Origin of the sequence: Burkholderia cenocepacia, from assembly GCF_014211915.1 — a bacterium.
GTDB lineage: Bacteria > Pseudomonadota > Gammaproteobacteria > Burkholderiales > Burkholderiaceae > Burkholderia > Burkholderia orbicola.
Genome location: NZ_CP060041.1, coordinates 497960 through 523977 on the forward strand (window position 1 = coordinate 497960; position 26018 = coordinate 523977).

24 protein-coding genes and 1 pseudogene are annotated in these 26018 nt (G+C 66.9%); 4 read left to right on the forward strand and 21 right to left on the reverse strand.

What is annotated here, in order from left to right:
• Positions 1-103: 103 nt before the first annotated feature.
• Positions 104-481: a hypothetical protein gene (locus SY91_RS31455; protein ID WP_023476399.1), complete on the reverse strand. Its 378-nt coding sequence runs from the start codon at positions 479-481 to the stop codon at positions 104-106.
• Between the two features lie 275 nt (positions 482-756).
• Here SY91_RS31455 and SY91_RS31460 point away from each other — a divergent pair, with 275 nt between their 5' ends.
• Entirely contained in the window at positions 757-1737 is a 981-nt protein-coding gene (locus SY91_RS31460; protein ID WP_023476400.1) for a helix-turn-helix domain-containing GNAT family N-acetyltransferase, read from the forward strand.
• A 96-nt stretch (positions 1738-1833) separates the two neighbouring features.
• Here the strand turns inward: SY91_RS31460 and SY91_RS31465 are convergent, their stop codons facing one another.
• The 14 genes from SY91_RS31465 to SY91_RS31530 all read right to left on the reverse strand — a co-directional run bounded on the left by SY91_RS31465 (position 1834) and on the right by SY91_RS31530 (position 15329).
• Entirely contained in the window at positions 1834-2391 is a 558-nt protein-coding gene (locus SY91_RS31465; RefSeq protein WP_226242380.1) for an LOG family protein, read from the reverse strand.
• A gap of 44 nt (positions 2392-2435) precedes the next feature.
• Positions 2436-3683, reverse strand: coding sequence for an MFS transporter (locus SY91_RS31470; protein WP_023476402.1), 1248 nt, complete (start codon positions 3681-3683; stop codon positions 2436-2438).
• Between the two features lie 285 nt (positions 3684-3968).
• Positions 3969-4298 (reverse strand): H-NS family nucleoid-associated regulatory protein, encoded by a 330-nt coding sequence (locus SY91_RS31475; protein ID WP_011549287.1) that lies wholly within the window; start codon positions 4296-4298, stop codon positions 3969-3971.
• Positions 4299-4617: 319 nt separating this feature from the next.
• Entirely contained in the window at positions 4618-5967 is a 1350-nt protein-coding gene (locus SY91_RS31480; RefSeq protein ID WP_043887623.1) for a reverse transcriptase family protein, read from the reverse strand.
• Positions 5968-6219: 252 nt separating this feature from the next.
• Positions 6220-6792: a plasmid fertility inhibition factor family protein gene (locus SY91_RS31485; protein ID WP_023476405.1), complete on the reverse strand. Its 573-nt coding sequence runs from the start codon at positions 6790-6792 to the stop codon at positions 6220-6222.
• A 222-nt stretch (positions 6793-7014) separates the two neighbouring features.
• Positions 7015-7770: a histidine utilization repressor gene (gene hutC, locus SY91_RS31490; RefSeq protein WP_011549290.1), complete on the reverse strand. Its 756-nt coding sequence runs from the start codon at positions 7768-7770 to the stop codon at positions 7015-7017.
• Between the two features lie 50 nt (positions 7771-7820).
• Entirely contained in the window at positions 7821-9314 is a 1494-nt protein-coding gene (gene hutH / locus SY91_RS31495; RefSeq protein WP_006481066.1) for a histidine ammonia-lyase, read from the reverse strand.
• A gap of 7 nt (positions 9315-9321) precedes the next feature.
• On the reverse strand, positions 9322-10113 hold the full coding sequence (locus tag SY91_RS31500) for an ABC transporter ATP-binding protein (protein WP_023476407.1): 792 nt from the start codon (positions 10111-10113) through the stop codon (positions 9322-9324).
• 27 nt (positions 10114-10140) lie between these two features.
• Complete coding sequence (locus SY91_RS31505; RefSeq protein WP_006481064.1) at positions 10141-10887, reverse strand: ABC transporter permease; 747 nt, start codon at positions 10885-10887, stop codon at positions 10141-10143.
• Between the two features lie 12 nt (positions 10888-10899).
• Positions 10900-11622 (reverse strand): ABC transporter permease, encoded by a 723-nt coding sequence (locus SY91_RS31510; RefSeq protein WP_006481063.1) that lies wholly within the window; start codon positions 11620-11622, stop codon positions 10900-10902.
• A 100-nt stretch (positions 11623-11722) separates the two neighbouring features.
• Positions 11723-12583, reverse strand: a complete 861-nt coding sequence (locus tag SY91_RS31515) for a transporter substrate-binding domain-containing protein (protein ID WP_034175430.1) — start codon at positions 12581-12583, stop codon at positions 11723-11725.
• Positions 12584-13102: 519 nt separating this feature from the next.
• Complete coding sequence (locus tag SY91_RS31520; RefSeq protein ID WP_006481061.1) at positions 13103-14068, reverse strand: dTDP-4-dehydrorhamnose reductase family protein; 966 nt, start codon at positions 14066-14068, stop codon at positions 13103-13105.
• Between the two features lie 334 nt (positions 14069-14402).
• Positions 14403-14816 (reverse strand): DoxX family protein, encoded by a 414-nt coding sequence (locus SY91_RS31525; protein ID WP_006481060.1) that lies wholly within the window; start codon positions 14814-14816, stop codon positions 14403-14405.
• 6 nt (positions 14817-14822) lie between these two features.
• On the reverse strand, positions 14823-15329 hold the full coding sequence (locus tag SY91_RS31530) for a hypothetical protein (protein WP_185921504.1): 507 nt from the start codon (positions 15327-15329) through the stop codon (positions 14823-14825).
• A gap of 31 nt (positions 15330-15360) precedes the next feature.
• On the opposite strand from SY91_RS31530, the gene SY91_RS31535 reads away from it, so the two are divergent.
• A complete protein-coding gene (locus tag SY91_RS31535; protein WP_124476941.1) occupies positions 15361-15543 on the forward strand; it encodes a hypothetical protein in 183 nt (60 codons plus the stop codon).
• Between the two features lie 35 nt (positions 15544-15578).
• On the opposite strand, the gene SY91_RS31540 is transcribed toward SY91_RS31535, so the two are convergent.
• Together SY91_RS31540 and SY91_RS31545 are read right to left on the reverse strand one after the other, a co-directional pair.
• A complete protein-coding gene (locus SY91_RS31540; protein WP_011549298.1) occupies positions 15579-16421 on the reverse strand; it encodes a formate/nitrite transporter family protein in 843 nt (280 codons plus the stop codon).
• Between the two features lie 328 nt (positions 16422-16749).
• Positions 16750-18186 (reverse strand): nitrate regulatory protein, encoded by a 1437-nt coding sequence (locus tag SY91_RS31545; RefSeq protein ID WP_260632528.1) that lies wholly within the window; start codon positions 18184-18186, stop codon positions 16750-16752.
• 468 nt (positions 18187-18654) lie between these two features.
• Here SY91_RS31545 and fliD point away from each other — a divergent pair, with 468 nt between their 5' ends.
• Positions 18655-20169, forward strand: a complete 1515-nt coding sequence (gene fliD, locus SY91_RS31550) for a flagellar filament capping protein FliD (protein WP_185921505.1) — start codon at positions 18655-18657, stop codon at positions 20167-20169.
• 124 nt (positions 20170-20293) lie between these two features.
• Here fliD and SY91_RS31555 read toward each other — a convergent pair.
• The 4 genes and pseudogenes from SY91_RS31555 to rbsK all read right to left on the reverse strand — a co-directional run bounded on the left by SY91_RS31555 (position 20294) and on the right by rbsK (position 24656).
• Positions 20294-20940, reverse strand: a pseudogene (locus tag SY91_RS31555) (hypothetical protein).
• 418 nt (positions 20941-21358) lie between these two features.
• A complete protein-coding gene (locus SY91_RS31560; protein ID WP_023476414.1) occupies positions 21359-22306 on the reverse strand; it encodes a dihydrodipicolinate synthase family protein in 948 nt (315 codons plus the stop codon).
• Positions 22307-22349: 43 nt separating this feature from the next.
• On the reverse strand, positions 22350-23669 hold the full coding sequence (locus SY91_RS31565) for an MFS transporter (protein ID WP_034175427.1): 1320 nt from the start codon (positions 23667-23669) through the stop codon (positions 22350-22352).
• Positions 23670-23729: 60 nt separating this feature from the next.
• Positions 23730-24656 carry a ribokinase gene (rbsK, locus tag SY91_RS31570; protein ID WP_023476415.1) on the reverse strand — a complete coding sequence of 309 codons (927 nt, stop codon included), beginning with the start codon at positions 24654-24656 and terminating at the stop codon, positions 23730-23732.
• 241 nt (positions 24657-24897) lie between these two features.
• Here rbsK and SY91_RS31575 point away from each other — a divergent pair, with 241 nt between their 5' ends.
• Positions 24898-25995, forward strand: coding sequence for a LacI family DNA-binding transcriptional regulator (locus SY91_RS31575; RefSeq protein ID WP_023476416.1), 1098 nt, complete (start codon positions 24898-24900; stop codon positions 25993-25995).
• The last annotated feature ends 23 nt before the right edge of the window (positions 25996-26018 follow it).

Consider the following 26018-nt stretch of genomic DNA (forward strand, 5'->3'; position numbering starts at 1 on the left):
CCGCGCGTTGCGGAAAAATGTCATCGCGTTCGTTCGAGCATGCCGCGGCGAACACCGCTGGAACGAAAACCGTCATCCGGTTTTCCGGCACACGCGATCCGCCTCAGCGCTGCAGCGTGCGGACTTTTCCGTCGACCTTCAACGTGCGCCGGTCGCGCGCGGCCTCGTATTCGACCGTCTGCGCCGGCGTGACCGCGCCATAGGATCGACCGTTCACATAGACGACGCCGTCGCGCAACTCGATCCTGTCGCCGTCGACCGTCGCAGTAGCCCGGTCGCCCTGCAATACCGCGCCCGAACACCCGGCGGTCGAGAAGCTGCGGACCGAGGTACCCGGCATCGCGGCGTTCCCGCCGGCCTGATCCGCCGCATGCGCGGCGCTGCACGGCGGTGCGTCCATCGCGCCGGCCGCATGGAGCGGCGCCGCCCCGATGCCGCTCCCGGCGAGCAACGCGATCGTCATCGGCAACAGCTTGTTCATGGTGATCTCCGTGGTCCGTGGCCGTCGATCGAGGATCGGTCGATGCCCCTACGCGCAGGCCGGCCAGTATGCGGCCACTTCTGCGCCCCGGGCCATCCGCTTCTGTACCAGTCGCGAGCGTGCCGTTCCGGCTGCCCCCACGTCTCGTCGGCCTGGCCGTCCGGCCGCGCGCAAGCGCCGCCCCGAAGCAATCGGTCCCGCATGAAAATCCGCCTTGCTCAAGTTGCGACTCGCAACTATTATTGATTGCGATACGCAACCTTTCAGGAGCAACCATGGACCTCATCGACGCACCGGCCAAGCCGCGCGACGCGACCATCCTCGAGCTGCGCGACTTCTCGCGCAAACTGGTGCGCGAGCTCGGCTTCATGCGCGCGACGCTGGCCGACAGCGACTGGGCACCGTCGGCCGTGCACGCGATCCTCGAGATCGGGATGGCGCCCGGCATCAACGCGAAGGATCTCGGCGCGATCCTGCGGCTCGACAAGTCGAACACGAGCCGGCAACTCGCGCGGCTCGAAGCGGCCGGCGTCGTGGAGCGGCGCGTATCGAGCGAGGACGCGCGCGCGATCGAGCTGTACCTGACCGCCGAAGGCAAAAAGCTTCAGAAAAGAATCGACACGTTCGCGACCGACCAGGTGTCGAATGCGCTGCGTCGCATGATTCCGGCCGACCAGCAGGCGCTGCTGCGTTCGCTCGCGCTGTATGCCGATGCGCTCGCCCAGGACAACGCGGCCAGGGCGAGCGTCGCGCCCGCCGACGCGCCGTCGATTCGCGAGGGCTATCAGCCCGGCTGCATCGGCGACATCGCGAGCCTGCATGCGCGCTTCTATGCGGAACACTGGGGTTTCGGCGCCTTCTTCGAACAGCGCGTGGCGACCGAGCTGGCCGCCTTCGCGGGTGCGCTGCCGGCCGACGGCAAGGCGCTCTGGCTGTGCCAGGAAGACGGCCGGACGCTCGCGTCGCTCGCGATCGACGGCGACCCGGCGACGGGCGTCGCGCACCTGCGCTGGTTCATCGTCAACGACGCGTTGCGCGGCTCGGGCGTCGGGCGTCGGTTGATGACGCTCGCGATGCGTTTCGTCGACGAGCACCGGTTTCGCGAAACCTACCTGTGGACCTTCAAGGGGCTCGATGCCGCACGCCATCTGTACGAGTCGTTCGGCTTTGCGCTGACGAGCGAATCCGCGGGCACGCAGTGGGGGACCGAGGTCGTCGAGCAGCGCTTCAGCCGGCCGGGGCCGTCCGGCGACTGATAGCGGCGGCCGCCGTCGCTGCGCAGGTCGTCATGCGTTCTCGTCTTGAATGACACATGCGCATCCCGACGAAAGGAATCGCATCGATCCCGTGAACTATCGGGCCACCGGCGCCTGCTCCGCCGCAAACGCATCGTCGATGAACCGGATCACGTCGTCGAGCGACGACGTGCACACCGCGTCCGCGGCAAGCGACCGAAACGCACCGTCCGGCCCGAAGCAGACGAGCGGCTTGCGCCAGCGCTGCGCGAGCGCAATTTCCTCGGCCGTACCGGGCCCGCCCGGCAGCGCGACGATCAGGTCGCTGCTCAGCACGTTCACGTAGTTGCGGTTGATCGTGTCCGGCGCGGCGCCCGGTTCGCGGCGCGGCAGCGGCGTGAGGACCGGGATGTCGACGAACGGATGCGGATAGCCGTCGAGCGGCACGAAGCCCGCGACCGGATCGGCCTGCGTCGGCAGGATGCCGATCGACCGGCCGGCGCGACCGGGCACGCCGGCGAACGCGCGCGCGACCGCCAGCATCACGCCCTGCCCGCCGCCCGTCAGCAGGTTGAAGCCGGCCTGCGCGAGCCACGCGCCGAGCGGTTCCGAAAACGCGAGCCACGGCTCCTTGCCCGAGCCCATCACGCCGATCGTCCTGTTGTTCCGTTGCATCGTGGTTTCCGGTGAAATCGTGGCGGTGCATGCGCGCACCGTGCTCATTCGAGCTCGACGCCCTTGAGCTCGGGGATCAGGAACAGCGTCGCGACCATGTCGAGCACATAGAGGCCGGCGAGCAGCGCGATGGCTGTCTGGAACGAGTAGTGCGCGGCGAGCGCGCCGACCGCGACCGGGCCGAAGCCGCCGACCGCGCGGCCGATGTTCCACAGCACGTTCTGCGCGGTCGCGCGTGCGGCCGTCGGATAGCCTTCCGACATCAGCGTCCCGTAGCCGCCGACCATCCCGTTGACGAACATCCCCATCAGCGCGCCGGCCCACAGCATCGCCGTCGGGTCCGACAGCCGCGCATAGGCGATGACCGTCACGACCGAGCCGAGCTGGTACAGCAGGAACGTCGGCTTGCGGCCGATGCGGTCGGCCAGTTGGCCGAACACCCAGACGCCGATCATCATCCCGACGACGGTCGCCGCCGTCCACAGCCCCGATTTCGTCAGCGAGAAGCCCATCTGCTTCGACAGGAAGGTCGGCAGCCAGATCATGATCCCGTAGTAGCCGAAATTCTGGACCGAACACAGGATCGCGATGCCGACGCTCGTGCGCGCGGTGCGGCCGTCGGCGACGAGCATGCGGAACGCGTTGGATTTCGGCTGCGTCGCGCGCTGCACGAACGCTTCCGGCTCGTGCAGCTTGTTGCGCATCACCCACGCGAGCAGCGCGGGCAGCACGCCGACCACGAACATGCCGCGCCAGCCGATGTGGAGCAGCAGCAACGGCGTCAGCAGCGCGGCCAGCAGCACGCCGACCTGCCAGCCGAGCGCGACGTAGCACGACACGCGGGCGCGCTTGGCTGCGGGCCACGCTTCGGCCGCGAGCGCCATGCCGATCCCGAACTCGCCGCCGAGGCCGATGCCCGCGATGGTGCGATAGACGAGCAGATCCTCGAAACCGCGTGCGAATGCGCACAGGCCGGTGAAGATCGCGAACAGCAGGATCGTCCAGGTCAGCACGCGCACGCGCCCGTAGCGGTCGCTCAGCGCGCCGAACACGATGCCGCCCGCGACCGCGCCGACCAGCGTCCACGTGACCAGCGCGCCGCCCTGCCCGGGCGTCAGGTGCAACGCCGCCGTGATCGCCGGCAGCATGAAGCCGAGGATCAGCAGGTCGAAGCCGTCCATCGCATAGCCGATCGCCGAGCCGGCCAGCGCTTTCCACGCGTACGCCCCGACCTGCTCGACGCGCGGGGTCGACGGGCCGCCGAGCGCCGAAGATTTCATGTTTGCTGCCATGGTGTCCTGCCACGAATGTCCGGCGACATTCTAAGGCCTGTGCCCGCGAACGACGGAGGCGGACGCACGTCGGCCCGCGCTGGCGGGGCGGCAGGCGGAAAATGACAGGCAACGAGCGGAAAAGAGAAAAGAGAAGGGAAAACGTCGATCCGGTGCGGCGGCGAGGCCGGCGATGTCGCGATCAGGCCGGACACCGGATGAAAGACAGCAGGCGGGCGGAGGATTGCCGGCCGGCCCGCCCGCGCGAACCGGGCGGCGCCGGATGGCCTTGCAATGCGACGGGCTTCAGCCCTGATCGTCCCCGGGCCACCAGGTCTTGGCCTCGCGATCGACCGCAAGCGTTTCGAGATCCTTGCCTTCGAGCCATTTCGGCCGCGGGCCGCGCCCCGACCATGAGCGGCCGGTCGACGGATCGTAGTACTTGGCAGGCGCCTTGCGCTTGCGCTGGACGATGTAGCCGAGCGCACTCAGCACTTCCTGTTGCGAAATTCCCAGCAACTCGACCTGTTCCTTGAACGCCGCGAGCGCGGCCTGCTTCTCCTTCTGCTTCGCCTCTGACAGCTTGATGTTCAGGTCCCGAAGTTGTGCTTCGAGTTCCTGCAGGGCCTGGGTCATGTATTCATCCTCTTTGGGCATGTTTTTGCAAAAAGCTCCGATGGCCGAACCTACCACGAAGTTCAGCCGATCGGGGCTGTCAAATAGGTGAATCGTCCACCTGAGCCGGCATGATTGCGCGATACGCACTAAACGACGTCGTGCGTCACTGACAGACAGGGCCAGGCCGGCAAAGGCGGCGCCGCGTACGCATGCAAGGGGCGAACGGCGGCGGCAAATGATCGCCGCGCGTGGCACGGGCGCGGCATGGCGCGAATGATAGCAGTGCGCGGCGTCGTGATGCAGAAGTCGCTGACCGGCGTCGCGCGGGCCCGACGGTTCAGCGATCGCCGCCGCCGGGCTCCCACGCGATCCGGTCGAGCAGCGCGCGCAGCTTCGCGCCGCGCGCCGCGTTCAACGCCGCCGCATGCGCGACGCGTCCGGCCAGATGCGCACGAAAATCCGGATGCGCGTCGTGGTTCTGCGACGCCGGGCCATGCCGGATGCAATTGGTCAGGACGGCCTTCAGGCGATCGAACGCGTCGCGCGCCAGATTCGGATGACGGTTGACGACCACGCCGGCCAGTTGCTGGCGCGCACCGCGCCGCATCACGCGGGTCTTGCGCAATTGCAGCGCGAAACCTTCCTCGAGCGCGATCGCGGCGACCCGGATCTGCAGCCGCTCGATGTCGCGCGCGAGCGCGCCGCCGCCGGAGAACGCGAGATCGTCCGCATAGCGCGTGTAGGTCGCATCGAGCGAACGCGCGAGCGCGGCGAGCCGCAGGTCGAACCGGAACGCGCACAGGTTCGCGAGCGCCGGCGACGTCGGCGCCCCCTGCGGCAGATGCCGTTCGCGATAGCGCTGGCGACCGATCCAGTCGAACCGGTCGCGCAGGTCCGGCGCGAGCAGCCGCGCCGACGGCACGCGATTGGTACACAGCCCGGTGAGCGTACGCGCGACTTCGGCCGGATACCCGAGCGTCGCGAACAGCGCATGGACGCGCGCGGCGCGCACCGACACGAAGAAATCCGCGAGATCGAAGCGCACGACGACCTCGCGATCCGCATGCGGCGCCGCGAACGACACGATCCCGTGCCCCTTGCGAAAACCGTGTACCGCGCCGTGCGGCGCAATGCGATCGAGCAGCCCGTGCAGGATGCGACGCTGCGCTTCGCGCAGCCGTCCCTTCGGGATTTCGACGAGGCGGCACCCGCCGCTGCGCTTGTCGACCGCGACGTATGTGTAGTGATGCAGCGGCGTGGCGCTGCTGCGCGCGTCGACACGCCAGTGATCGGACAGCCAGTCGAGTTCCGGCACGCTCACCCCGAGCCAGCCGGCGAGATCGCCGGGCGTCGGCCAGTGCGGCACGTCGCAGCCGGCGAGCGGCACGGGCAGCGGTCGCTGGACCAGCGGCCGCCGCACGATGCGGATCACCACCGGCCGACGGTCGCCATACCATACGCGCACGAACGCGGGCGCCTCGGCCAGGATCGCCGCGAGCGCGTCGGTGTCGGTATCGACCCAGTCCGCACCGAAGCGGGCGAGCGCGAGGTCCGCGCAGTCGTGCGTCCACGGCGGTGCTTCGCCGAGCACGGCGGCCATCCGCGCGACGATGCCGTCGCGCTCGGGCGAACCGGCGAGCATCGCCTCGGCAATCGTGCGGGTGGTGTCGCGCAGGGATGAGTGCATGGGAAACGGAGGCGGGACGATGGGTCAACGTGGCTGGTGCTGCGAGAGCCGTCGTTGCGCAACGCGCAACATGCGCACTTGCGACGCATCGGTGTATCGATCTGATCCACGGGGTAGCCCCGTAGTCCTGGAACATCGGCTGCCTGTTCCGGGCGTGTGCTTGACCCACCGCCCCGCGTCGCGACTTTAATCGGCGGCCGCGCCAGGTGTCAAATCGAGCCGAACGATGCGCGTCGCGCGGCGGCCTCGCGCTTATGCGCGCCGGCTGAACAGCTCGCTGAACGCGATCGGCGCCACGCCGATGCCGGCCAGGCCGTTCAGTATCGTCGCCCAGCTCGCGTCGGCCACGCTGACCGGAAACGACCGTACGCGATGGGCGAGCAGCCAGAAGGTGCGCGTCATGCCGTCGCTCATCGCGACCTCGTAGCCGCTTGCCGCCGCCCAGTAGCCGACCGACGGCAACGTCACAGGTGCGTCGCGGCCGCTTCCGAACGCGGCGGCCGCCGTCGCGAACTTGCTGTCGAGCGACATGGCGCGGCGCGGTACGCAATCCTGCGAATTCTGTTTCGGGAACGTGGGGCTCGTCTCGAGCCAGCGGCGATAGAACGTCTCCGCGTCGATATGGACGACGAACCGCTCCGCGCCACCCGGCTCGGCCTTCAGATAGCAGTCCGCCTGGTTCGGCACGGGAACGCGCCACGTCGCGCGCTTCGCACTCAGGTCGACCAGTTCGCAGGCCATCGACGGGCGCTGGGCGGGTATAGCGGCTCCGGATTCGCGCAGGTCCTGTGCGCGAAGGATGCCGTTACGAAGACGTGTCAGCATGGGCCCTCTCTCTTTCTCTCGATTTTTTCGCGTGAGTCGGGGCCCGTCGCGCGATCCGCGCCGGCGCCGCGATGCGGTCGCCCGGTTCCCCGATGCTCCCGAACGAATCGGGAACCCGCGCAGTGTATCGCCTTTCGATGCAGGTACGACAGGACTCCGTCACGCCCCATACGGCGCCACCGGCCAGCACGGCTGACGCGGCAAACGGGCCACCCCGCTTCCCTACATGTTGCCCGCCAGATGAAACCGCGACGCCGGATGCCACAGTCTGACCGACGTGGCGACCTGATCGCCGACCCACGTACGGCGTCGCAACAGCAAGCACGGTTCGCCGATTTCCATCACGAGATGCCGACGCACCTGCGCATTGGGCTTCTCCGCGTAGATCCGGAACTCCGCACGCTGGATCGGCGCCAGTCGCACCATGTAGTGATTCGGCGTCTCGAGCGTGAAGTCCTGCTCCAGATACGCGGGAAACAACGCCGGATTCACGTAGCGATCCTCGAACTGGATCGGTTCGTCCTCCTCGTAATGGACGATACGCGAATGAAACACGGGCCCGGCGCGCAACCCGAGCGCATCGATCGCGTCCGGGTCGACGCTGCGCTCGATCAGCAGCACGCGCGCACTGTGCCGGTGGCCGCGCTCGGCAATCTCGTCCGCGATGTTGCGGATCTCCAGCACCGTCGACTCGTAATGCCGGCGCTCGACGAACGTGCCGGCCCCCTGGATGCGGGTCAGCACGCGCTCGGCCGTCAACTCGCGCAGCGCGCGCGACACCGTCATCCGGGCCACACCGAACTCCTTGACCAGCTCGGCCTCGGTCGGGATCGCGCCGCCGGGCTTCCAGTCGCCCTTCGCGATCCGCTCGACGACGTAGCGCTTGATCTGCTGGTAGGCCGGCAATGCCCGCGCCGGCACGGTGTCTGCCGATGCCGACGCCTGCCGGGCGGAAAGTCTGCGTTCCGTTTCGCTCATGCGCCCTCGACCGAATGAATATGGGGTGATCGGCTCGCCGTTGACCGTCGTCATCGCAACGACGGCGGCACACCGGCGACGATGCCGGCCGCGATCGCGATATCGTCCGCCAGCGGCCGGTCGTCGTGATACGCCGGCGCACGTTCGCGCACGTGTCGCCACAGCGCGTCGGTCGATGCGGCGCGCCCCGTTTCGCCCGGCTGCAGATCGTACGCCTGCGCGGCGGCCAGCAGCTCGATCGCGAGCACGCGCGTCGTGTTCTCGATGATGTCGAGCGCTTTCAGCGCGGCCGGCGTCGCATGACACAGGTGATCTTCCTGCAGCCCCGACGTGATGCCGCCGTCGAGGCTCGCCGGCGCCGCGAGCCGCTGATTCTGCGCGACCAGCGCGACCGCCGTGTACTGCGCGATCATGAAACCCGAACAGCTGCCGCCCGGCGTGGCAAGAAACGCCGGCAGCCCGCTGACGAGCGGATTCACGAGTCGGTCGAGCCGCCGCTCGGCGATCGCCGCGACCTGCGCCATCGCGCTCGCGAGGCTGTCCATCGCGAGCGCGATGCCGGCGCCGACCGCATGCGCCTGCGAATGTACGGCCGGCGCCTCGCGCGTGCCGGCGACGATCGGATTGTCGGTGACCGATGCGAGTTCGCGATCGACGACCTCCGCCGTGACGTCGAACACGTCGCGCGCCGCGCCATGCACGTGCGGAATCGTGCGCAGGCTGAGCGGGTCCTGCGTATGTCGGCCGCTCGCCGCGGCAAGCATGCCGCTGTCCGCCAGCAGCGCACGCAAACGGGCGCCGACCTGCCCGATACCGGGGGAAATCCGCAGCGCGAGCGAAGCCGGATCGAATGCGGCGAGTTGCCCGCCGAGGTTCTCGAAGCTCATCGCCGCAATCCAGTCGGCCCAGTCGAGCAACCGTTCCGCGCGGGCCAGCGCGAGCGCCGCCAGCCCCGTGACGCACGGCGTCCCGTTGACGAGGCTCAACCCTTCCTTCGCACCGAGGACGAGCGGTTCGCGGCCGATGCGCCGCAGCGCCTCGTCGCCGCGTATGCGTTCGCCGCGATGGCGCGCATGGCCGTGCCCGACGCAGACGAGCGCGACGTGCGCCATGTGGGTCAGGTATCCGACCGAGCCGTGCGCCGGCACTTCGGGAAGGCAATCGTGCTCGAGCAGCGCGACGAGCTGGTCGACGACGTCGGCACGCACGCCCGAATGCCCGTGCGCATAGTTGTTGATCGCGGCCGCGATGATCGCGCGCGTTTCGGCCGCGCCGAGCGGCATGCCGACGCCCACCGCGTGACTCATCAGGATGTTGTGCGACAACGTGCTCTGCTGGGCCGGCGACACGATCACGTCGCACAGCGCGCCGACGCCGGTATTGACGCCGTAGGCGCGAATCCCGCGCGCGACGATCTCGTCGACGAGTTCGCGAGCGGCCACGACCCGCGCGCGCGTCTCGTCGGCCAATGCCAGCGGCTCGCCGGCCGCCACCGCCGCAACCTGTCGCCAGTCGAGCGGCCGCGCCGCACGGAATACGGTCATGGCAGCCTCAGTTCGTGGTGCGGTCGTGGTGGCTCGACACGAATTGCCGGAAGCGCTCGGAGGTCTGGCCGCCGAAGACTTCGTCGGGCGTCCCGTCCGTATCGACCTCGCCCTGATGCAGGAACATCACGCGGTTCGATACGTGGCGTGCAAAGCCCATTTCATGCGTGACGACCAGCATCGTGCGCCCCTCCTCCGCCAGCGAGCGCATCACGCGCAGCACCTCGCCGACCAGCTCCGGGTCGAGCGCCGACGTCGGTTCGTCGAACAGCATCACCTTCGGATGCATCGCCAGCGCGCGGGCAATGGCGACACGTTGCTGCTGGCCGCCCGACAGGTGCGCGGGATAGTAGCCGCGCTTGTCCGCGAGGCCAACGCGTGCGAGCAGCGCCTCGGCTTCCTCCACCGCTTCCGCGCGACCGCGCTTCTGCACCCGCAGCGGCCCTTCGACGAGGTTGTCGAGCACCGTCATGTGCGACCACAGGTTGAAGTTCTGGAACACCATGCCGAGCTGCGAGCGAATCCGGTCGACCTGGCGCCGGTCGCTCGGATGCAGCTTGCCGTCGCGGGCGCGCTTCATCGCCAGCTCTTCGCCCGCGAGCGCGACGGAGCCGTCGTCGGGGGTCTCGAGCAGGTTCAGGCAACGCAGGAACGTGCTCTTGCCCGATCCGCTCGCGCCGAGGATCGAGATGACGTCGCCCTCGTGTGCGTCGAGCGAAATGCCCTTCAGCACATGGTGATCGCCGAACGACTTGTGGATGTTTCGGACCGACAGCGCAACGGGAGCAGCGGTGTTCATCGGATTCTCCTGGAAAGAATGGCGCGCTCAGGACGCGACGCGCTGGGCATTGCGGGTCGCCGCGGCGGGCGCGCCGGACGGCTTCGGCGCACGCAGGTGCCCCGAGAGCCGCCATTCGAGCGCGCCGAGCACGCGCACGACGATGAAGTTCAGGCCCAGATAGATGATGGCCGCGCAGACGAACACTTCGGTCGTCCGGTAGGTTTGCTGAATGATCTGCTGCGCGACGCCCGTCACTTCCCACACCGTGACGAGGCTCGCCAGCGCGGTCGACTTGACGAGCAGCACGGCTTCGGTCGAATACGCGGGCAGACACTGGCGCAACGCGATCGGGCCGATCACGCGCCGCAGCAACGAGAAGCCCGACAGGCCGATGGAATACCCGGCCTCGATCTGCCCGACCGGTACGGCCATCAGCCCGCCGCGCAGGATCTCGGCCGTGTAGCCGGCCGTGCACAGCGCAAGCGACAGCACCGCGCAGACATACGGCTCGCGCAGCAGCGGCCACATGAAGCTCTCGCGGATCACGCCGAACTGGCCGAGCCCGTAATACACGAGGAACATCTGGATCAGCAGCGGCGAGCCGCGAAACACGAGGATGTAAGCCCGTGCGAAGCGGTTCGGCAGCCAGCGCGGCGACACGCGCATCGTGACGATCACGAGCGACAGCAGGCCGCCGAGCACGAGCGATGCGAAGAACAGGCCGAGCGTGGTCGGCACGGCCGCGAGCAGTTGGCGCAGCGTATCGAGGAGAAAAGCGAAATCGATGGACATGCCCGTACTCCGTCAGTTGCGCGCGAAATTGCGGCGGAACGACCGGCCGACGATCGCCTCGGCCCGGTTGAACACACGGTTCGACAAGCCCGTCATCAGCAGATACAACGCACCGCCCGCGACGAAGAACACGAAGTACTGGTGAGTCGAGTTGGCTGCGATCTGGCTCGTGCGCAGCAACTCGGCAAGACCGGTGACCGAGATCAGTGCGGAATCCTTCAGGCTCAGTTGCCACACGTTGCCGATACCGGGCAACGCGAAGCGCAGCACCTGCGGCACCAGGATGCGCCGCAGCACCATGCTGCGCGGCATGCCGATCGAGCGCGCCGCTTCGAGCTCGCCTTTCGACACGGCGAGCACCGCCGCGCGATAGACCTCGGCCTGATAGGCGCCCGAGATCATCCCGACCGCGAGCGCACCGATCACGAACGGCGGTACGCCGATGAAGCCTTCCGCGCCGAACCACTGGCCGACGGCCGTCACGAGCGTCGAGCCGCCGAAGTAGAACAGATAGATGACGAGCAGTTCGGGCACGCCCCGAAATACCGTCGTATACAAATCACCGAGCAGGCGGAGGGTGCGGTAGCGCGACAGCTTCGCGGCCGCGATCGCCGCGCCGATCACGGCGCCGACCGCGAGCGCGGCGAGCGTCAGCGCGACCGTCATCAATGCGGCGAGCAGCAGCACACCGCCCCAGCCTTCGGTACCGAAGCCGAGCATTTCAAGAATCGCCATGCGTGCCTCCCTGCATGCGTTGAGTGAATCCGCTGGATGCGTGCCGCCGCATCGCGCGTCGTTCGATGAACTTACGCGGCGGCGGCCGAACGCGCAGCGCTTACGGCGTGACGTCGGTCTTGAACCACTTGTCGGCAAGCTTCTTCACGGTGCCGTCCGCGAGCGCCGCGGCGATCGCCGTATCGAACTTCGTCTTCAGGTCGGCATCCTGCTTGCGGAACGCCAGCCCTTCGCCGGGCCCCCAGATCGGGCCGCCGAGCTTCGGCCCCGCGAGCACGATCGACGCGTTGTCCTTTTTCGCGTTGTTCGCCGCGTAGTACGTGACGTCGTCGAACGATGCATCGATGCGCCCGGCGACCAGATCGAGATCGCGTTCGGGCGACGTCTTGTACACGCGAATCGACGCGATGTCCTTGAAGCTGTCGTTGATGAATTTCGTGTAGACGGTGCCCGACTGGATACCGATCGTCTTGCCCTTCAGCTGCTTGCGCAGCGTGTCGACGGTAGGCTTGTCCGCGTTGGCGTCGCCTGTGAGCTTGACGATCGGTGCGCCGGGCGCGGCCTTCGGCAGGATCTTCGTATCGGTGACGGCGAACGTCGCCGGCGTCGCCGCATACGGACGCGAGAACAGCAGGATCTTTTCGCGCTCCGGCGTGATCGAAATGGCATCCATCAGGACATCGAACTTGCCGGCCTGCAGGCCCGGAATCATCCCGTCCCAGTCCTGCGCGACCATGTTGCACTGCACCTTGATGCGCTCGCACACGTTGGCGAGCAGCTCCGGTTCGAAACCGCCCAGCTTGCCGCCCGGCAGCGTGAGGTTCCACGGCGCGTAGCCGCCTTCGAGCGCGACCGTCACCGTCTTCCATTCCTTTGCCTGCACCGGCGCCGCGAGCGTCGCCGCCGCAGCCGCGATGACGCCGACCGTCCTGATTGCCCACTTGATGCGCTTGCCGTTCACGAGAGTTCTCCTTGCGTTGAAGTTCGCCATCCCTTCGGTGCAGCAAGCCGCCTCAGGAATTTGTCTATACAAGCATGCAAGAAGAAAAACAACGAGACAAGCGGTGATCAATAAAAACGGGTGAAACGCGGGAAATCCCCTAATTTCAAGGGTCTGGCGTGCATCGTCACGGGGAATTCCGGCACACGTTTGGTGCAATTCGAGTGGCCGAATCGCAAGGATGACTAGACAAATTCTGAATTCGACCACGAGGCCGCTCGACCCCGCGACGCATGCCTGAGGATTGGCGGCTCGCAATGCCTGCGCGTGGCCGCATCGATGGCGCCGTGCTGTGCGGCACTGCGTCTGCATCGGCGTCGCGCGGCCGCGCCATCGTCGGGGGGCGGATGCTTCGTTGGTCAAATGAATACCGGGCGGAAGATCGCCCGGCTGCCAGGTAGACGGCGAACGGCGGCACGCACCTCAGCGAATCGGCTCGTTGATATCGGCGATTGCCGCGAGCCGCGGCCGGTGTCGCGCCTACAGCGCCCGCGGCGCGTCGCGTAGCACGGTCCGCAGCGCCGTATCGAACGGCGTCGCGTAATCGATCCCGAGCGCGCGCACGCGCGCGGCATCGAGATGGCAGTCGTACGGGCGCGGTGTCGCGTCGGTCGGCTGCGTGATCGGCGTGAACGACGCGTCGATGCCGAGCGCGGCGGCAATTCGCTGCGCGATGTCGTACTTCGTCATCGGCTCCTCGCCCGACCAATGGCGAATGCCCGTGACGGATTCGCCCGCAAGATGGCGCAGCGTCAGGTCGCGAATGACCTGCGCGACGTCGGGCGTCCAGGTCGGGTAACGGATCGCCCATGCGTCCATGCCGACTGCATCGGCGCCCGGCCGCGAAGACGCGACGACGGCCGGCACGAGGCTCGTGACGGCCGATTCGCTCCAGTCGGCGATCGGGCCGAACAGCAACGGCAGGCGCAGCACGCACGACAGCGGCGACGCGGCAAGCAGCGCGACCTCGCCTTCGAGCTTGGTGCGGCCGTAGATGTTCAGCGGGTTCGGGGTCGCGTCTTCGCGGTAGGGCGCCGCCTTGCCGTCGAAGACGTAGTCGGTCGAAATGCCGAGCGTCCATGCGCCGTATCGCGTGGCGAGTGCGCCGATGCGGGCGGGCGCGGTGACGTTGATCGCGCGGGCCGCGTCCGGGTCGCGTTCGCAGACGTCGGGGCGGCGTTCGGCGGCGCAGAGAATCACCGCTGCCGGTCGGTGCGTTTCAAAAATGCGCTCGAGGGACGGCTGGTCGAGCACGTCCAGCTCGGCGATGTTTTCCGGCGGCAATGCGAGCAGTTTTGCACCGGCGCTTTGCGGGTTCCGTATGGTGGCGAGCAGCGTCAACGACGATTCGCGAGCCAGGCAGGCGGCAACCGCACGGCCGAGCAGGCCGGAGGCGCCGATGAGGAGGACGGTTTTGCGTACGGTCGACTGGGGTGAGTTTGGCATGGGCGGCGATCAATCACGGAAACGAATGGATTATCGGGCCTATTGGATAGCATGAGCGATCACCGCGCAACGCTTCGGTCTACTGGCTCGCCTCCTGTCGCGAAGCTGATCGACTCCGTTCTTCTTCGATTTCGCGCCGGCCGCCGGCGTCGAGCAATGCGTGACCCTCGACGCGGATTCCGACGGCGAGCGCATGCGCTGAGCGCCGTGCTTCGGCACGACACCGGCTCGGTAGTCGGCCCGCGCGCCGATCGCTCCGTCGCCCGCAAAAAGCGAAACCCGGCACGCTTGCGCGCACCGGGCTCCCGATACCGAACGGAAACGCCGTCCCGCGTTACTTCCGATCAACCGAATACCGCCCCGGCCCGGTCAATGCGAGCAACAGCAGTCCACCGATGATGCTCACGTTCTTGTAGAAGTTGATCATCGCCATGTACTGCTCCATCCCCTGCAACGCCCAGTAGCGATGGCCGATCAGCGCGGTCGCGAGCGTATAGGCGGCGAACAGCAGTGCGAGCGGACGCGTATAGAAGCCGATAGCGATCAGCACGCCGCCGACCAGTTCGACCGCCACCGCGATCACGGCCGCGAGCTCGGGCGCCGGGTTCCCCGTCGACGCCATATACGCGACCGTGCCCGAAAAACCGTTCAGCTTCTGCCAGCCGAACAGCACGAACAGGATCATCATCAGCACGCGAGCCGCCAGCAGCAGCTCGTCCTTCTTCGACTCCAGCGAAACGTAACGCATGGCAAATCACCCTTGAATTGACGGTTTGATGCAGCCGGTGCCGCTGCGCGCCGAATCGGCGCGCGAAGCCGGCAACGGACCACTCTTCGCACGATCGGACGGCAAGCCACATGGCCCGCCGCCGAAGAATCCGAAAGGCGACGCCGCGACTGGCGGCGCACGCCGGATCGGTTCTGGCAAAGCACGGGTGCAGTCTACTGTCCCGCCAAGAATCATCAATCCTTCAAAACATGATTCGCTGTCTCGATTAAGTGGACAATCAGGAAAGAGCGCCCCGTCGCTCCGACGGCCGTGGTTCATCGCAAACAAAATTTGAACCGACGCAAACAAACTTGTGCCAGGGCCTTTTGAGCAAAGACCTGCGATTTGATTCGAATAATGAAACACTCCAATTAATTCCATCAGTTTTATTAAAATAACGAAACGATCACAATAATTCAGGGACGTTGACCAGAAGTAGTCAATTAACGCAATATCTGCATGGCCGCGAGCGCAAAGAGCGGTTGCGGTCACCAGCCTAATAAGCGTAAACAGGAGAGCATTAATGACTACAGCACGAGCAACAGAGCAGGCCGTCGAACTCGTCAAAACAGCACTCGCATCCGGTTTAGTCGCACCAGCCACTGGTGACCGATGGTTTACGGACCCTGCCAAAAATGGAGAGGAGCTCGGAAAATTTATCGGTGCAACCGTTGCCCGGATCGCCAAGGAAATAGACGCCCTGTAGAAAATGGTGGCCTATTAAAAATTGGCGCAGCGCGATCAGGCCTTGCGCGCGACGACACCCACCGGCGAAGCGGGCGCGCGTTTCGGTGCGGTCTTGTAGTGCGTGCTGTACAGCGCCGCGCCGACGAACACCAGCCCGCCGACCAGGTTGCCGAGTACCGTCGGGATCTCGTTCCACAGCAGATAGTCGACGACCGTGAAGTGGGCGCCGAGCATCAGGCCGGACGGGAACAGGAACATGTTCACGACCGAGTGCTCGAAGCCCATGTAGAAGAACACGAGGATCGGCATCCACATCGCGATCACCTTGCCCGGTACGGACGTCGACATCATCGCGGCGACCACGCCGGTCGACACCATCCAGTTGCACATCACGCCGCGCACGAACAGCGTGAGCATGCCGGCGGCGCCGTGCGCCGCATAACCGAGCGTGCGTGCTTCGCCGATGCCGCCGATCTTCTGTCCGATTGCGTTCGGCGCTTCCGAAAAGCCGAATGTGAAGATGATCGCCATGAACAGCGCGACCGTCAGCGCGCCCGCGAAATTGCCGAAGAACACCAGCGTCCAGTTGCGGAACACGCCACCCCAGGTCGCGCCGGGCCGGCGATCGATCACCGCGAGCGGCGCGAGCGTGAAGACGCCGGTGAGCAGGTCGAAGCCGAGCAGGTACAGCATGCAGAATCCCACCGGAAACAGCAGCGAACCGGCTAGTGCGTTTCCGGTGTTGATCGTGATGCTGACCGCGAAGGCGGCGGCGAGCGCGAGGATCGCGCCCGCCATGTACGCGCGAATCAGCGTATCGCGGGTCGACATCGACAGCTTCGATTCACCGGCATCGACCATCCTGGTGACGAATTCGTTGGGCGTGAGGTAGGCCATGGTGTGCGCTCGTAAAGTTGGACGGGCAAAAAAAACGCGCCAGGCACTCGCTCGACATGCGAGTGCCTGGCGCGGACGCTGTTATCCACGTGATCGGTCGCCACGGTTCGACATGGCGCGATCGTCAGGCCGCCATTAGCCCGACGAGCGAGATGTTCGCAATTCTCGTACCAGTGACGGGGATATCGCGATGCAGGCTGGCCGGACGCGAAATGCCGGGGGAGAAAGCCGCGGCCGATCGCAGCGAATCGCACTCGCGCGGTGCAAACTGCACCTCGCGCATGCGCGTCGGGCGCAGCCGCGGTGCGTGAAGCGCCGTGCGTGCCGGTCAGGTCGTGCCGTCGTCGTGCGGTGTGTCCGGCGCGCTTCGCTGCGTACGACGTCGCGCGGAAGTCTGCGCGTGCTCGTCGACGAATCGCTCAGGCGACGTCAGCGCGTCTTCCGCGATATCGGCAAGCGGCCGATTGCCGTCCATCGACGCTTTCTGCAGCATCCGATACGCTTCGTCCTCCCGCAGGCTGAAGCGCGTCATCAGCGTATTTTTCGCGCGCTGCACGAGCTTTCGTTCGTAGAGCGCGCGACGCGCCGCGTCGAGCTCGACCTCCGCGCCGGCCAGTCGCGCCGATTGCGACTCCAGCAGGGATTTCAGGCTGGCGAGCGTCCCCACGTCGGAGCCGGAGAGGCGTTCCGGAAGTTCGTGAACCGCCGCGCGCGCCGACAACGGATCGCCGGCGAAGAACCGGGCGAGCGCCTGGGTATGCGGGGGCGGATTGTTCCGCAATTGCGCCATCAGGCGCTCGGAGTCGCGCAGCGTTCGGTGCGCGTCGTCGATTCGCGCGTTGCACGTTTCCTGCACCTGCAGCGTCAGCGCAATCTGAAGGTGCCAGAGATCATCGATGCGGGCGCTCGCGGCGTCGAACCATGCTTCGCTCAGGACGGCGTCGAGCGCATCGCCGGCGTGCGCCGTGCACAGTACGCGGCGCAGCTTCTCGAGCGCCGCCATGTGCGGCTCCGTCATGCGGGTTTCCCACCATGCGCTTTGCGCCGTGCTTGCGAAGCTCGCGAAGACTTCGAGACTGCGCTCCTGCGCGGCTATCAGATACAGCAGGCGCTGCTGCTGGTCCGCCGAAAACGTGCCCGCCGCGAACATGTGCGCGCCGACGGCGCGTTCCTGTCCCGCTTCCTCCTTGCCCTCGACGACATGGACGAGGGCAATCAGCATGCGCGATACCGACGGGTCCGCCGCGCTGTCGGCAAATTGGAAAATCAGCTCCACGAGGCCGCCGATCACGGTACTGAACGCCTGGACGGAATCCGGCGCCGACAGTGCAAGATGGTCGATCTGTTCGCGCAGCACATCCAGCGATTCCAGGTCGAGCAGCACCCAGGCGATCAGCGACAGCAGACGCGACGTCGAACCGCGCGCGGGCGTCAGTTCCAGGTCCAGGCGCTCGCGCAACTGCGCGACGAGCGGCACCGATTCGCCGCGCGAAGCCGCGCGTTCGGCGACGAAGCGCTTGCCGCTCGACGCCAGATAGATGCTGGTGGCGCCGCGCTCGCGCTGCAGCGCATGGATCAGGCGGCCGAGCAGGTCGACCAATTCGATCTGCTCGGCCAGCTGGCGCAGGGACGCGATTTCCTGATGCTTGGCGAGCAGCGCGAATTGCAGGGCGGTGGCGGGCATGGTGGAGACTGACCGTCGACAGGGACTCGGTGCAGTGTAGAGCGGACAATAATCGTCATTTTTTGACGCCTTGCAGGTCAAGATCCGTGACGAAGGCGCGGTCCGCAGCTTCGCTACCCAATACTACCCGAGCATGGGCGTGCAATGCCTCGGCAACATTCACAAGGCGCACTGCCAATAAACGCTCTCAATCTTTTGAGCCTGCCCGCCCGTAGACAATCCAAGGTTTCATGTCCGCTTCGGGCCGGCTACGATTTTCTACCCTCGGAATAGCCGACTTCTTTTAGAAACCGGCTCCGCACCCATCGTTCTTCTCCCACATTTTTCACAAGAATAATTACAAAAAATTACCAGCCAATACCGATTTAATAATACGATAGCCCACCCAATCATTCTTACGTTTTCCCGACACCTCCACGATCCGTGGCGGGTGTCGGGCGAGAAGCGCGAGAAACGACACGCACGCGGATCGCCACGGACCCATCCGGATCGCCGCCGGCCGGCTCCATCGCCGTTCGCCACTGGATCGCCTTCAACCGGAGCTCACCCATGCCAACGACCACGCCCGTCAACAGCGGCGCGAACGCGAACAGCCTGATGCAACAGGCGGCACAATCGATCATCAACGGCTCGACCGGCAATCCGGCGATGGATGTCGGCTCGCTCGTCAAGACGCTCGTGAACGCGAAAACGGCCGGCCGGGCCGCGGCGCTTGCCGCATCGCAAACGACCGGTAACACGCGGATTTCCGCATTCGGCGCGCTGTCGTCCGCGCTCGGCGCGCTCGAGGCGGGCCTGACGTCGCTGAAGAACGGCGCGCTGCAGTCGACGTTCAACGCGGTCGCGAGCGGCAAGGGCCTGACCGCGACGGCCGGCGCGGGCGCGGTCGCCGGCACCTACACGGTCGGCGTCACGCAGATCGCGACCGCGCAGGCGCTGTCTTCCGCCGGCTTCAACGGCAGCAAGGCGCTCGGTACCGGCACGCTGACGCTGTCGCTCGGCAGCCGGTCGTTCAAGGTCGAGGTCGGCGGCACGAACAACACGCTCGCGGGCATCGCGGCGGCGATCAACGGCGCGGCGGGCAACCCGGGGATCAGCGCGACGGTCATCAACGGCACGGACGGCGCGCACCTCGTGCTGGCATCGTCGAAGACGGGCGCGGCGAACGCGATCAGCGTCGCGGTCGGCAACGTGTCCAACGACGGCGGCCTGTCGAACCTCGGCGTCACGTCGACGGCCGACCCGTCAGGCGGCGCATCGAAAATCGATTCGGCGAACGGCGCGGCCGCGTGGCGGCAGAGCACCGCCGCGCAGGATGCGAAGTTCACGCTCAACGGGATCGCATCGACCAGCGCGAGCAACGCGGTGTCGGGCGTGCTGACCGGTATCACGTTGAATCTGTCGGCGGCCGCGGTCAGCGCGACCGATACGCAGACGTTGACGGTCAGCACCGACACGAAGTCGCAGGCCGCCACGATCACGAATTTCGTGAGCCTGTACAACACGGTGGTCAAGACGATGGGCGCGCTGTCGAGCTACACGGCCGGAGCCAGCTCGCAAGGCGCGCTGATCGGCGATTCGACGTTGAACACGATCCGCAACTCGCTCGCGTCGATCGTCGCGCGCGGCATCGACAGCGGCGCCACTACCGAGAAGGGCAACGGACACGTGAACCTGCTGTCGATCGGCATCAAGCTCGAGAAGGACGGCACGCTGAACGTCGACAGCGCGAAGCTCGACAGCGCGTTGTCTGCGAACCCGTCGGGCGTCGCGCGCCTGTTCAATCCGGAGAACGGGATCGGCACGCGCCTGGCCGACCAGATCACGCAGTTCACGAAGAAGAACGGGATGATCGACGTGCGCACGACCGCACTGACCGCCGATCTGAAGCGCGTCACGCAGCAGCAGTCGGATCTGTCCGACTATGCCGCGCAACTGACGAAGCAATACCAGGCGCAGTTCACCGCACTCAACACGTTGATGGCGCGGATGAACACCAACACGCAGTACCTGACGCGATTGTTCGGGGGTGCGAACAGCAGCGGCACGCTGTCCAGCAAGTGAGCGGCCGGGTCGCGCGAGAGGCGCGGCCCGGAGTTGTCGCTCATGCCCGGCGACGCGCCAGCGCTCGCCGGATACGCATCATCACGGATAGCCGGCCCGCGGCTGTCCTTGAAGCAGGCAAAGGTCAGCCGAGACCTTCGACACGATCAGCGAACCGATCGATCGCACGCGACACCTGACGCCCGAAATAGCCGGGCCGTTCGTGCTCGTACGCACGCAGCAGCGACGTGCATTCGCGCTCGGTCCAGCGCCACACGGGCCCCTGCTTCGCGAATACCGGATGATCGTGCAACTCGGCCGGTACCGCGTGCTCATCTTCCCACCCCAGAAATAAGCCTGGTAAGCACGGGCGAACGGCATGCCCAGCTGGTTCGCGACGGTCTCGTCGTGGCGCAGCGTGAAGTCGACGATCTCCTTGCGCGTGCGTCCGAGCGCATCGTCATGGCGCGCTTCGATCCAGCAGTGATACCGCGCGAGCTGCGACAGATGCCGCGCGGTGCGGCGCCGCTCGCGCGTCGTGCAGAGCGCGTACAGGTTGCCGCCGCCGAAATCCATCACTTCGCCGCCCGCGAACGGCCGATAGGGCTTGCCGGTCAGCAGCGTCAGCACCCGCGCGCCGACGATCGCATAGTCGGCGCAGCGCATGTAGCCGCCGCGCGTCGTCGCTTCCGATACGCTCCGGTGGACGACTTCGTCGATCACGGCGTGCAGCATGGCATCCACCGGCGCCGCCAGGATCGGCGGCCGGCTTGTCGTCGTTACGTGTTGCATGGGCGAATGCGGCTTCAGCGGTTCGTCGTAAAAATCACTCCGCGGCATGGTATTACGAGCCGTTACAACGGATGGGCGCGGGATTGCGCAGATTTGTGCGCTTTTCTCGCGTCGCGCAAGACATGTCGACAGTCCGTCGGACATGGTCGATGCAACGCGCGGCAGGTTGGTCGGACGAACATCGACGCCGCGCTCGCGGATCGCGGGCGGTTCGCGTTCATGATGTCGTGAATGACGGCAGGAGGAGCGCGGCGGCAGGCGTTGCCGCCATCGACGAGAGGGAAATCGCAACGAGTGCGCCGCGATTGCGGCGCATCGCGCAAAGCGGGTCGTGCTTGCAGGCAACGGGCGCGCCGGCCGCACGCACGGCACGCGATGCGATCACGTGCCACGCGACTGGCGCGGCACGCGTCGTACGTCATGACGCAGCGATCCGCCGGCGGAAATGTTCGGTGCCGGCGACGATCTTGTCGAGCACCGCGTCGAGCGCCCAGAATCGTTCGCGCACGTCGTAGTCGATCGCACGGCATTTGATCGACCCGAACGTGCCGATCCGCTGGTGATAGAGCTTCGCGAGCGCCGGGTAACCCAGCGCCTCCGATACCGCCGAGACGACCAGGAACGTCGACAGTTCGTCGGCCAGCGCCGGATTCGACTCGCCGTGCGTGCGCAGCCACTGGTAGAGATCGGGATGGAAGTTCGTGAACACGCCGTTGAAACCGGCGGACCCGGCCTTCATCGCGTCCCAGGCGATCGCGGCGTTCGCGTTCAGGATCTTCAGCGGCGATCCCTCGGCAAGCGCGACGCGCCGCTTCACCGTCGCGAGATCGCAACTCACGTCCTTGAGCATCACGAACCGGCCCGTGTCGATGCACGCGCGCAGTTCGTCATCCGACAGAAGCCGCCGGTAAGGCGCCGGACATTCGTACAGGCCAAGCGGGAGATCAGACGGCAGTCGCGCGAGCAGCCGGTGGAGGTGGTCGAGCAACGCGGCGCTGCCCTTGCGTTGCGGATCGAGCCGGTTGGTCACGAGCACGACGCCCTGCGCGCCCGATTCGGCCGCCGCGCACAGTTCGGTAACCTGAGCGTCGAAATCGTCGCTGATGTGCCCGGACGCGACGACCGGCACGCGCCCGGCCACCCGCTCGACCACGAAGCGCGCGAGTGCCGCGCGTTCGGCGAGGCTCAGGAACTGCATCTCGCTCGATTGCGCAACCGCGAACAACGCGTCCGAACCGTGTGCCAGATACCATTCGATGAGCCGCTCGAGCCCGGCGTAGTCGATCGCGCCGGCGTCGTCGAACGGCGTCAACATCACCGGTACGATCCCCTCGATGGTCACGTTCGATTGCTGCGAGTGTTGCATCGGTTTCTCCTTGCTTCAATGAATGCGGGTGCAGGCTGCCTGCTCAAGCCGGCAACGGTCCGGGCGCGGCGTTCGCGGCCTGTTCGGGAATCGGCTTGCGCACGAGCAGCAGGTAGGCCATCGCGCCGGCGAACGCAATCGCCGCCGCCGTGAGCAGCGCGGGCACGAACGACCACTTCTGCGCGATGATGCCGGTCAGGATCGGCGCCAGCGCGCCGCCGATGAAGCCGCCGAAATTCTGGATCGCGCCGAGCGACGCGATGCGGCTCGGCGGCGCGGCCGCCGTCGCGAGTGCCCACGAGCACGCCGACGCCGCGTTGGCGAGAAAGATCACCACCGAAATGCATGCGAGCGCAACCGTATTGCTCTGCACGAGCGCGGCCGGAATCGTGAACGCGACCATTCCGAGCATCGCGGCCACCACCGCGTTGCGCCGGCTCACGACCGGCGACCGGCTGCGCCGCGTGACGAGATCCGACAGCCAGCCGGCGACCAGCGAACCGACGAATCCGCACAGGAACGGCACCGATGCGGCAAAGCCCGTGCGGATCAGGCTCATGTGCCGCTCCATCGTCAGGTAGCCCGGCAGCCAGGTCAGGTAGACCCAGTTCAGGTACACGGAGCCGAAGAAGCCGATCAGCATCCCCCAGGTCGTGCCGTGCGAGAACAGGCTGCGCCATTCGGCGAAGGTCAGTTTCGGCGCCGCGGCGACGCTCTGCGCATCGGCATCGAGATAATTGCGCTCGGCGGCAGATAGTTGCGCGCGCACCGGATCGCGATAGAACGCGAACCACACGACGGCGACGACGAGGCCGAGCGCGCCGGTCACGATGAACGCCCAGCGCCAGTGGAACGATGCAACGAGCACCGACAGCAGCAGCGGCGCAAGCGCGGTACCGAGCGGCGACGCGGCATTGAAAATACCGGTCGGCGTGCCGCGCGCCCGCAGCGGAAACCAGTTGCTCACCACGCGTGCGGCCGACGGGAATTGCGGCGCCTCGCCGATGCCGAGCACGATGCGCGCGACGATGAACCATCCAAACGTGGACACGAGGCCGCCCGACGCCTGCGCGAACGACCAGACGATCAGCCCGATGCCGAGCAGCCGGCGCGGGCCGATGCGGTCGACCAGCCCGCCTACCGGAAACTGGCACAGCGCATAGCTCCAGGAGAATGCCGACAGCAGCAGCCCCATCTGCGCGAGCGACAGGCCGAGATCGCCGCGGATCGCCGAACTCGCGACGGCCAGCGTGCCGCGATCGAGGTAGTTGACGATCCCGCTCGCCATCAACAGCGCGAGCGCGATGCGTTGACCGCGCCGAATCCGGGGCGGCGCGTGCGGAACAGGTGGGTTGTCGTTCATGTCGATTGTCTCCATGTCACTGGTAGAGGCCGGGTTCGGCCGTTCCGTCGCATGCGGAATTCAGGTATCCATACGGTTGACTTCGTCGCGCGTCGGAATCGACGTCTGCGCGCCATGGCGCGTGACGCTGATCGCGGCCGCACGCTGGCCGAAGCCGATCGCGTCGTCCATCGACGCGCCGCCGGCCCGCGCGACCGCGAACCCGCCGACGAACGTGTCGCCGGCCGCGGTCGTATCGACGGCCGCCACCGCCATCGCACGATGGCGGCCGCGCCCTGCGCTGCCGCGCCAGCACACGCCGCGCGCGCCAAGCGTGACCAGCACGTTGCCGACGCCCTTCGCGCACAGCGCATCGGCGGCGCGCACGGCCGATGCGTCGTCGCCCACGGCGATGCCGGTCAGCGACTCGGCCTCGGTTTCGTTGACGACGAGATAGTCGACCCGCGCCAGCAACGCATCGAAAAGCGGTTGCGCGGGCGCCGGATTGAGCAGCACCGGCGTGTGGTGGGCGCTTGCGCATGCAATCGCTCGCGCCACGCTGGCGACCGGCACTTCGAGCTGGCACACGAGCAGCGCGGCTCCGGCGATCGCGTCGCGCGCCGCGTCGATCCGGTCGGCATCGACGCATGCATTCGCGCCGGGCACGACGACGATGCTGTTCGCGCCACCGTCGTCGACCGTGATCGTGGCCACGCCGGTTGCCGTGCCTGCGATCCGGTGCAGGTGCGTCACGTCGATGCGCTCCGCCGCCAGCGCGCCGTGCAGGCGCGTGCCGAACGCGTCGTCGCCGACACAGCCGATCATCGCGACCGATGCACCGAGGCGCGCGGCCGCGACCGCCTGGTTGGCGCCCTTGCCGCCGTGAACGGTCTCGAACGTCGTACCGAGCAGCGTTTCGCCCGGCACCGGCAGGCGCGGCGCCCGTGTGACGAGGTCGATGTTGACGCTGCCGACGACAGCGATACGCGGTGAGGTGAGATCGCTCATGCTTGAATGTAACCGCTTACATTTGAGATCGACAAAATGGCCGGAAAGGCCGTCGTCTCTGAAAATTTCGCGGTGCAGGTGTAATCCATGTCTGACATAATACGGAACAGCATCAAGATAGCGCTTACATTCTCACAGGATCGAATGAGGATGCAAGCGCGGCCACCATGAATCGAGGGTAAACAATGACGCGACTGGCAACGCACGGCGCAGGCAGGCCTACCCCGCCGGGAGACCGCCAATGAGCACGGCCCCGCCCCGCGGCGGCGCATCGCGGGCACGCCGCGGCAGCGGCCGCTCGGTGCTCGGCGACGTCGCGAAACTGGCCGGCGTGTCGACCGCGACCGTCTCGCGCGTGTACAACGACCCCGGCAAGGTGTCGGCCGACGTGCAGCAGCGCGTGCGCGACGCGGCGCTCGCACTGAACTGGATTCCGAATGCGGCCGGCCGCGCGCTGGCGTCCACGCGTACCCACATTACCGGCGCGATCATTCCGACCCTCGACGACCAGGTGTTCGCGTCGCAGGTCGCCGGCATGCAGACGATCATGGCCGAGCACGGCATCACGCTGTTCCTCGGCTGTTCGAACTACGACCCCGCGCAGGCGCTCGCGCAAGTGCGCGCGATGCTGTCGCGCGGCGTGGAAGCAGTGTCGCTGGTCGGCGAAGCGTACCCGCCCGAACTGTTCGAACTCCTTGCGATGCATCGCGTGCCGTACGTCGTCACGTATGCGTACCGCGACGACAGCCCGCACTGCTGCATCGGCTTCGACAACCGCGCGGCGTTCGCGCGGCTCACCACGCACCTGCTCGACCTCGGCCATCGCGACTTCGCGATCATCATGCAGCCGTCGACGGACAACGACCGTGTCCAGGCCCGCCTGCGCGGCATTCACGACACGCTGGCCGCGCACGGGCTCGCGGTGCGCCCCGTGCATCAGCACGAAGGCGCGGCCACGATCGCGTTCGGGCGAGCGAGCCTGCGCGCGATCGCCGGCAGCGATGCGGCGACGCGGCCGACCGCCGTGATCTGCGGCAACGACGCGCTCGCGCTCGGCGCGCTGCTTGAAGCGCAGGCGCTCGGCATCGACGTGCCCGCGCAGTTGTCGATCACCGGGTTCGACGACGTCGCGCTCGCGCGCGAGATCCAGCCGCCGCTGACGACGATGTGGGTCGACACCGACGCGATCGGGCGCCAGGCCGCGCACGCGTTACTCGACGCGCTCGAGAACGGCGCCACGGGGCCCGGCCATGCCATCCAGCCCGAGTTGCGCATACGGGAATCCGCCGCGCCGCCGGCGCAGGCACAGGCACAGGCGCGCGCGGCACGCAGGAAATAGCCGGGCAGCGCCGGCTGACTGCA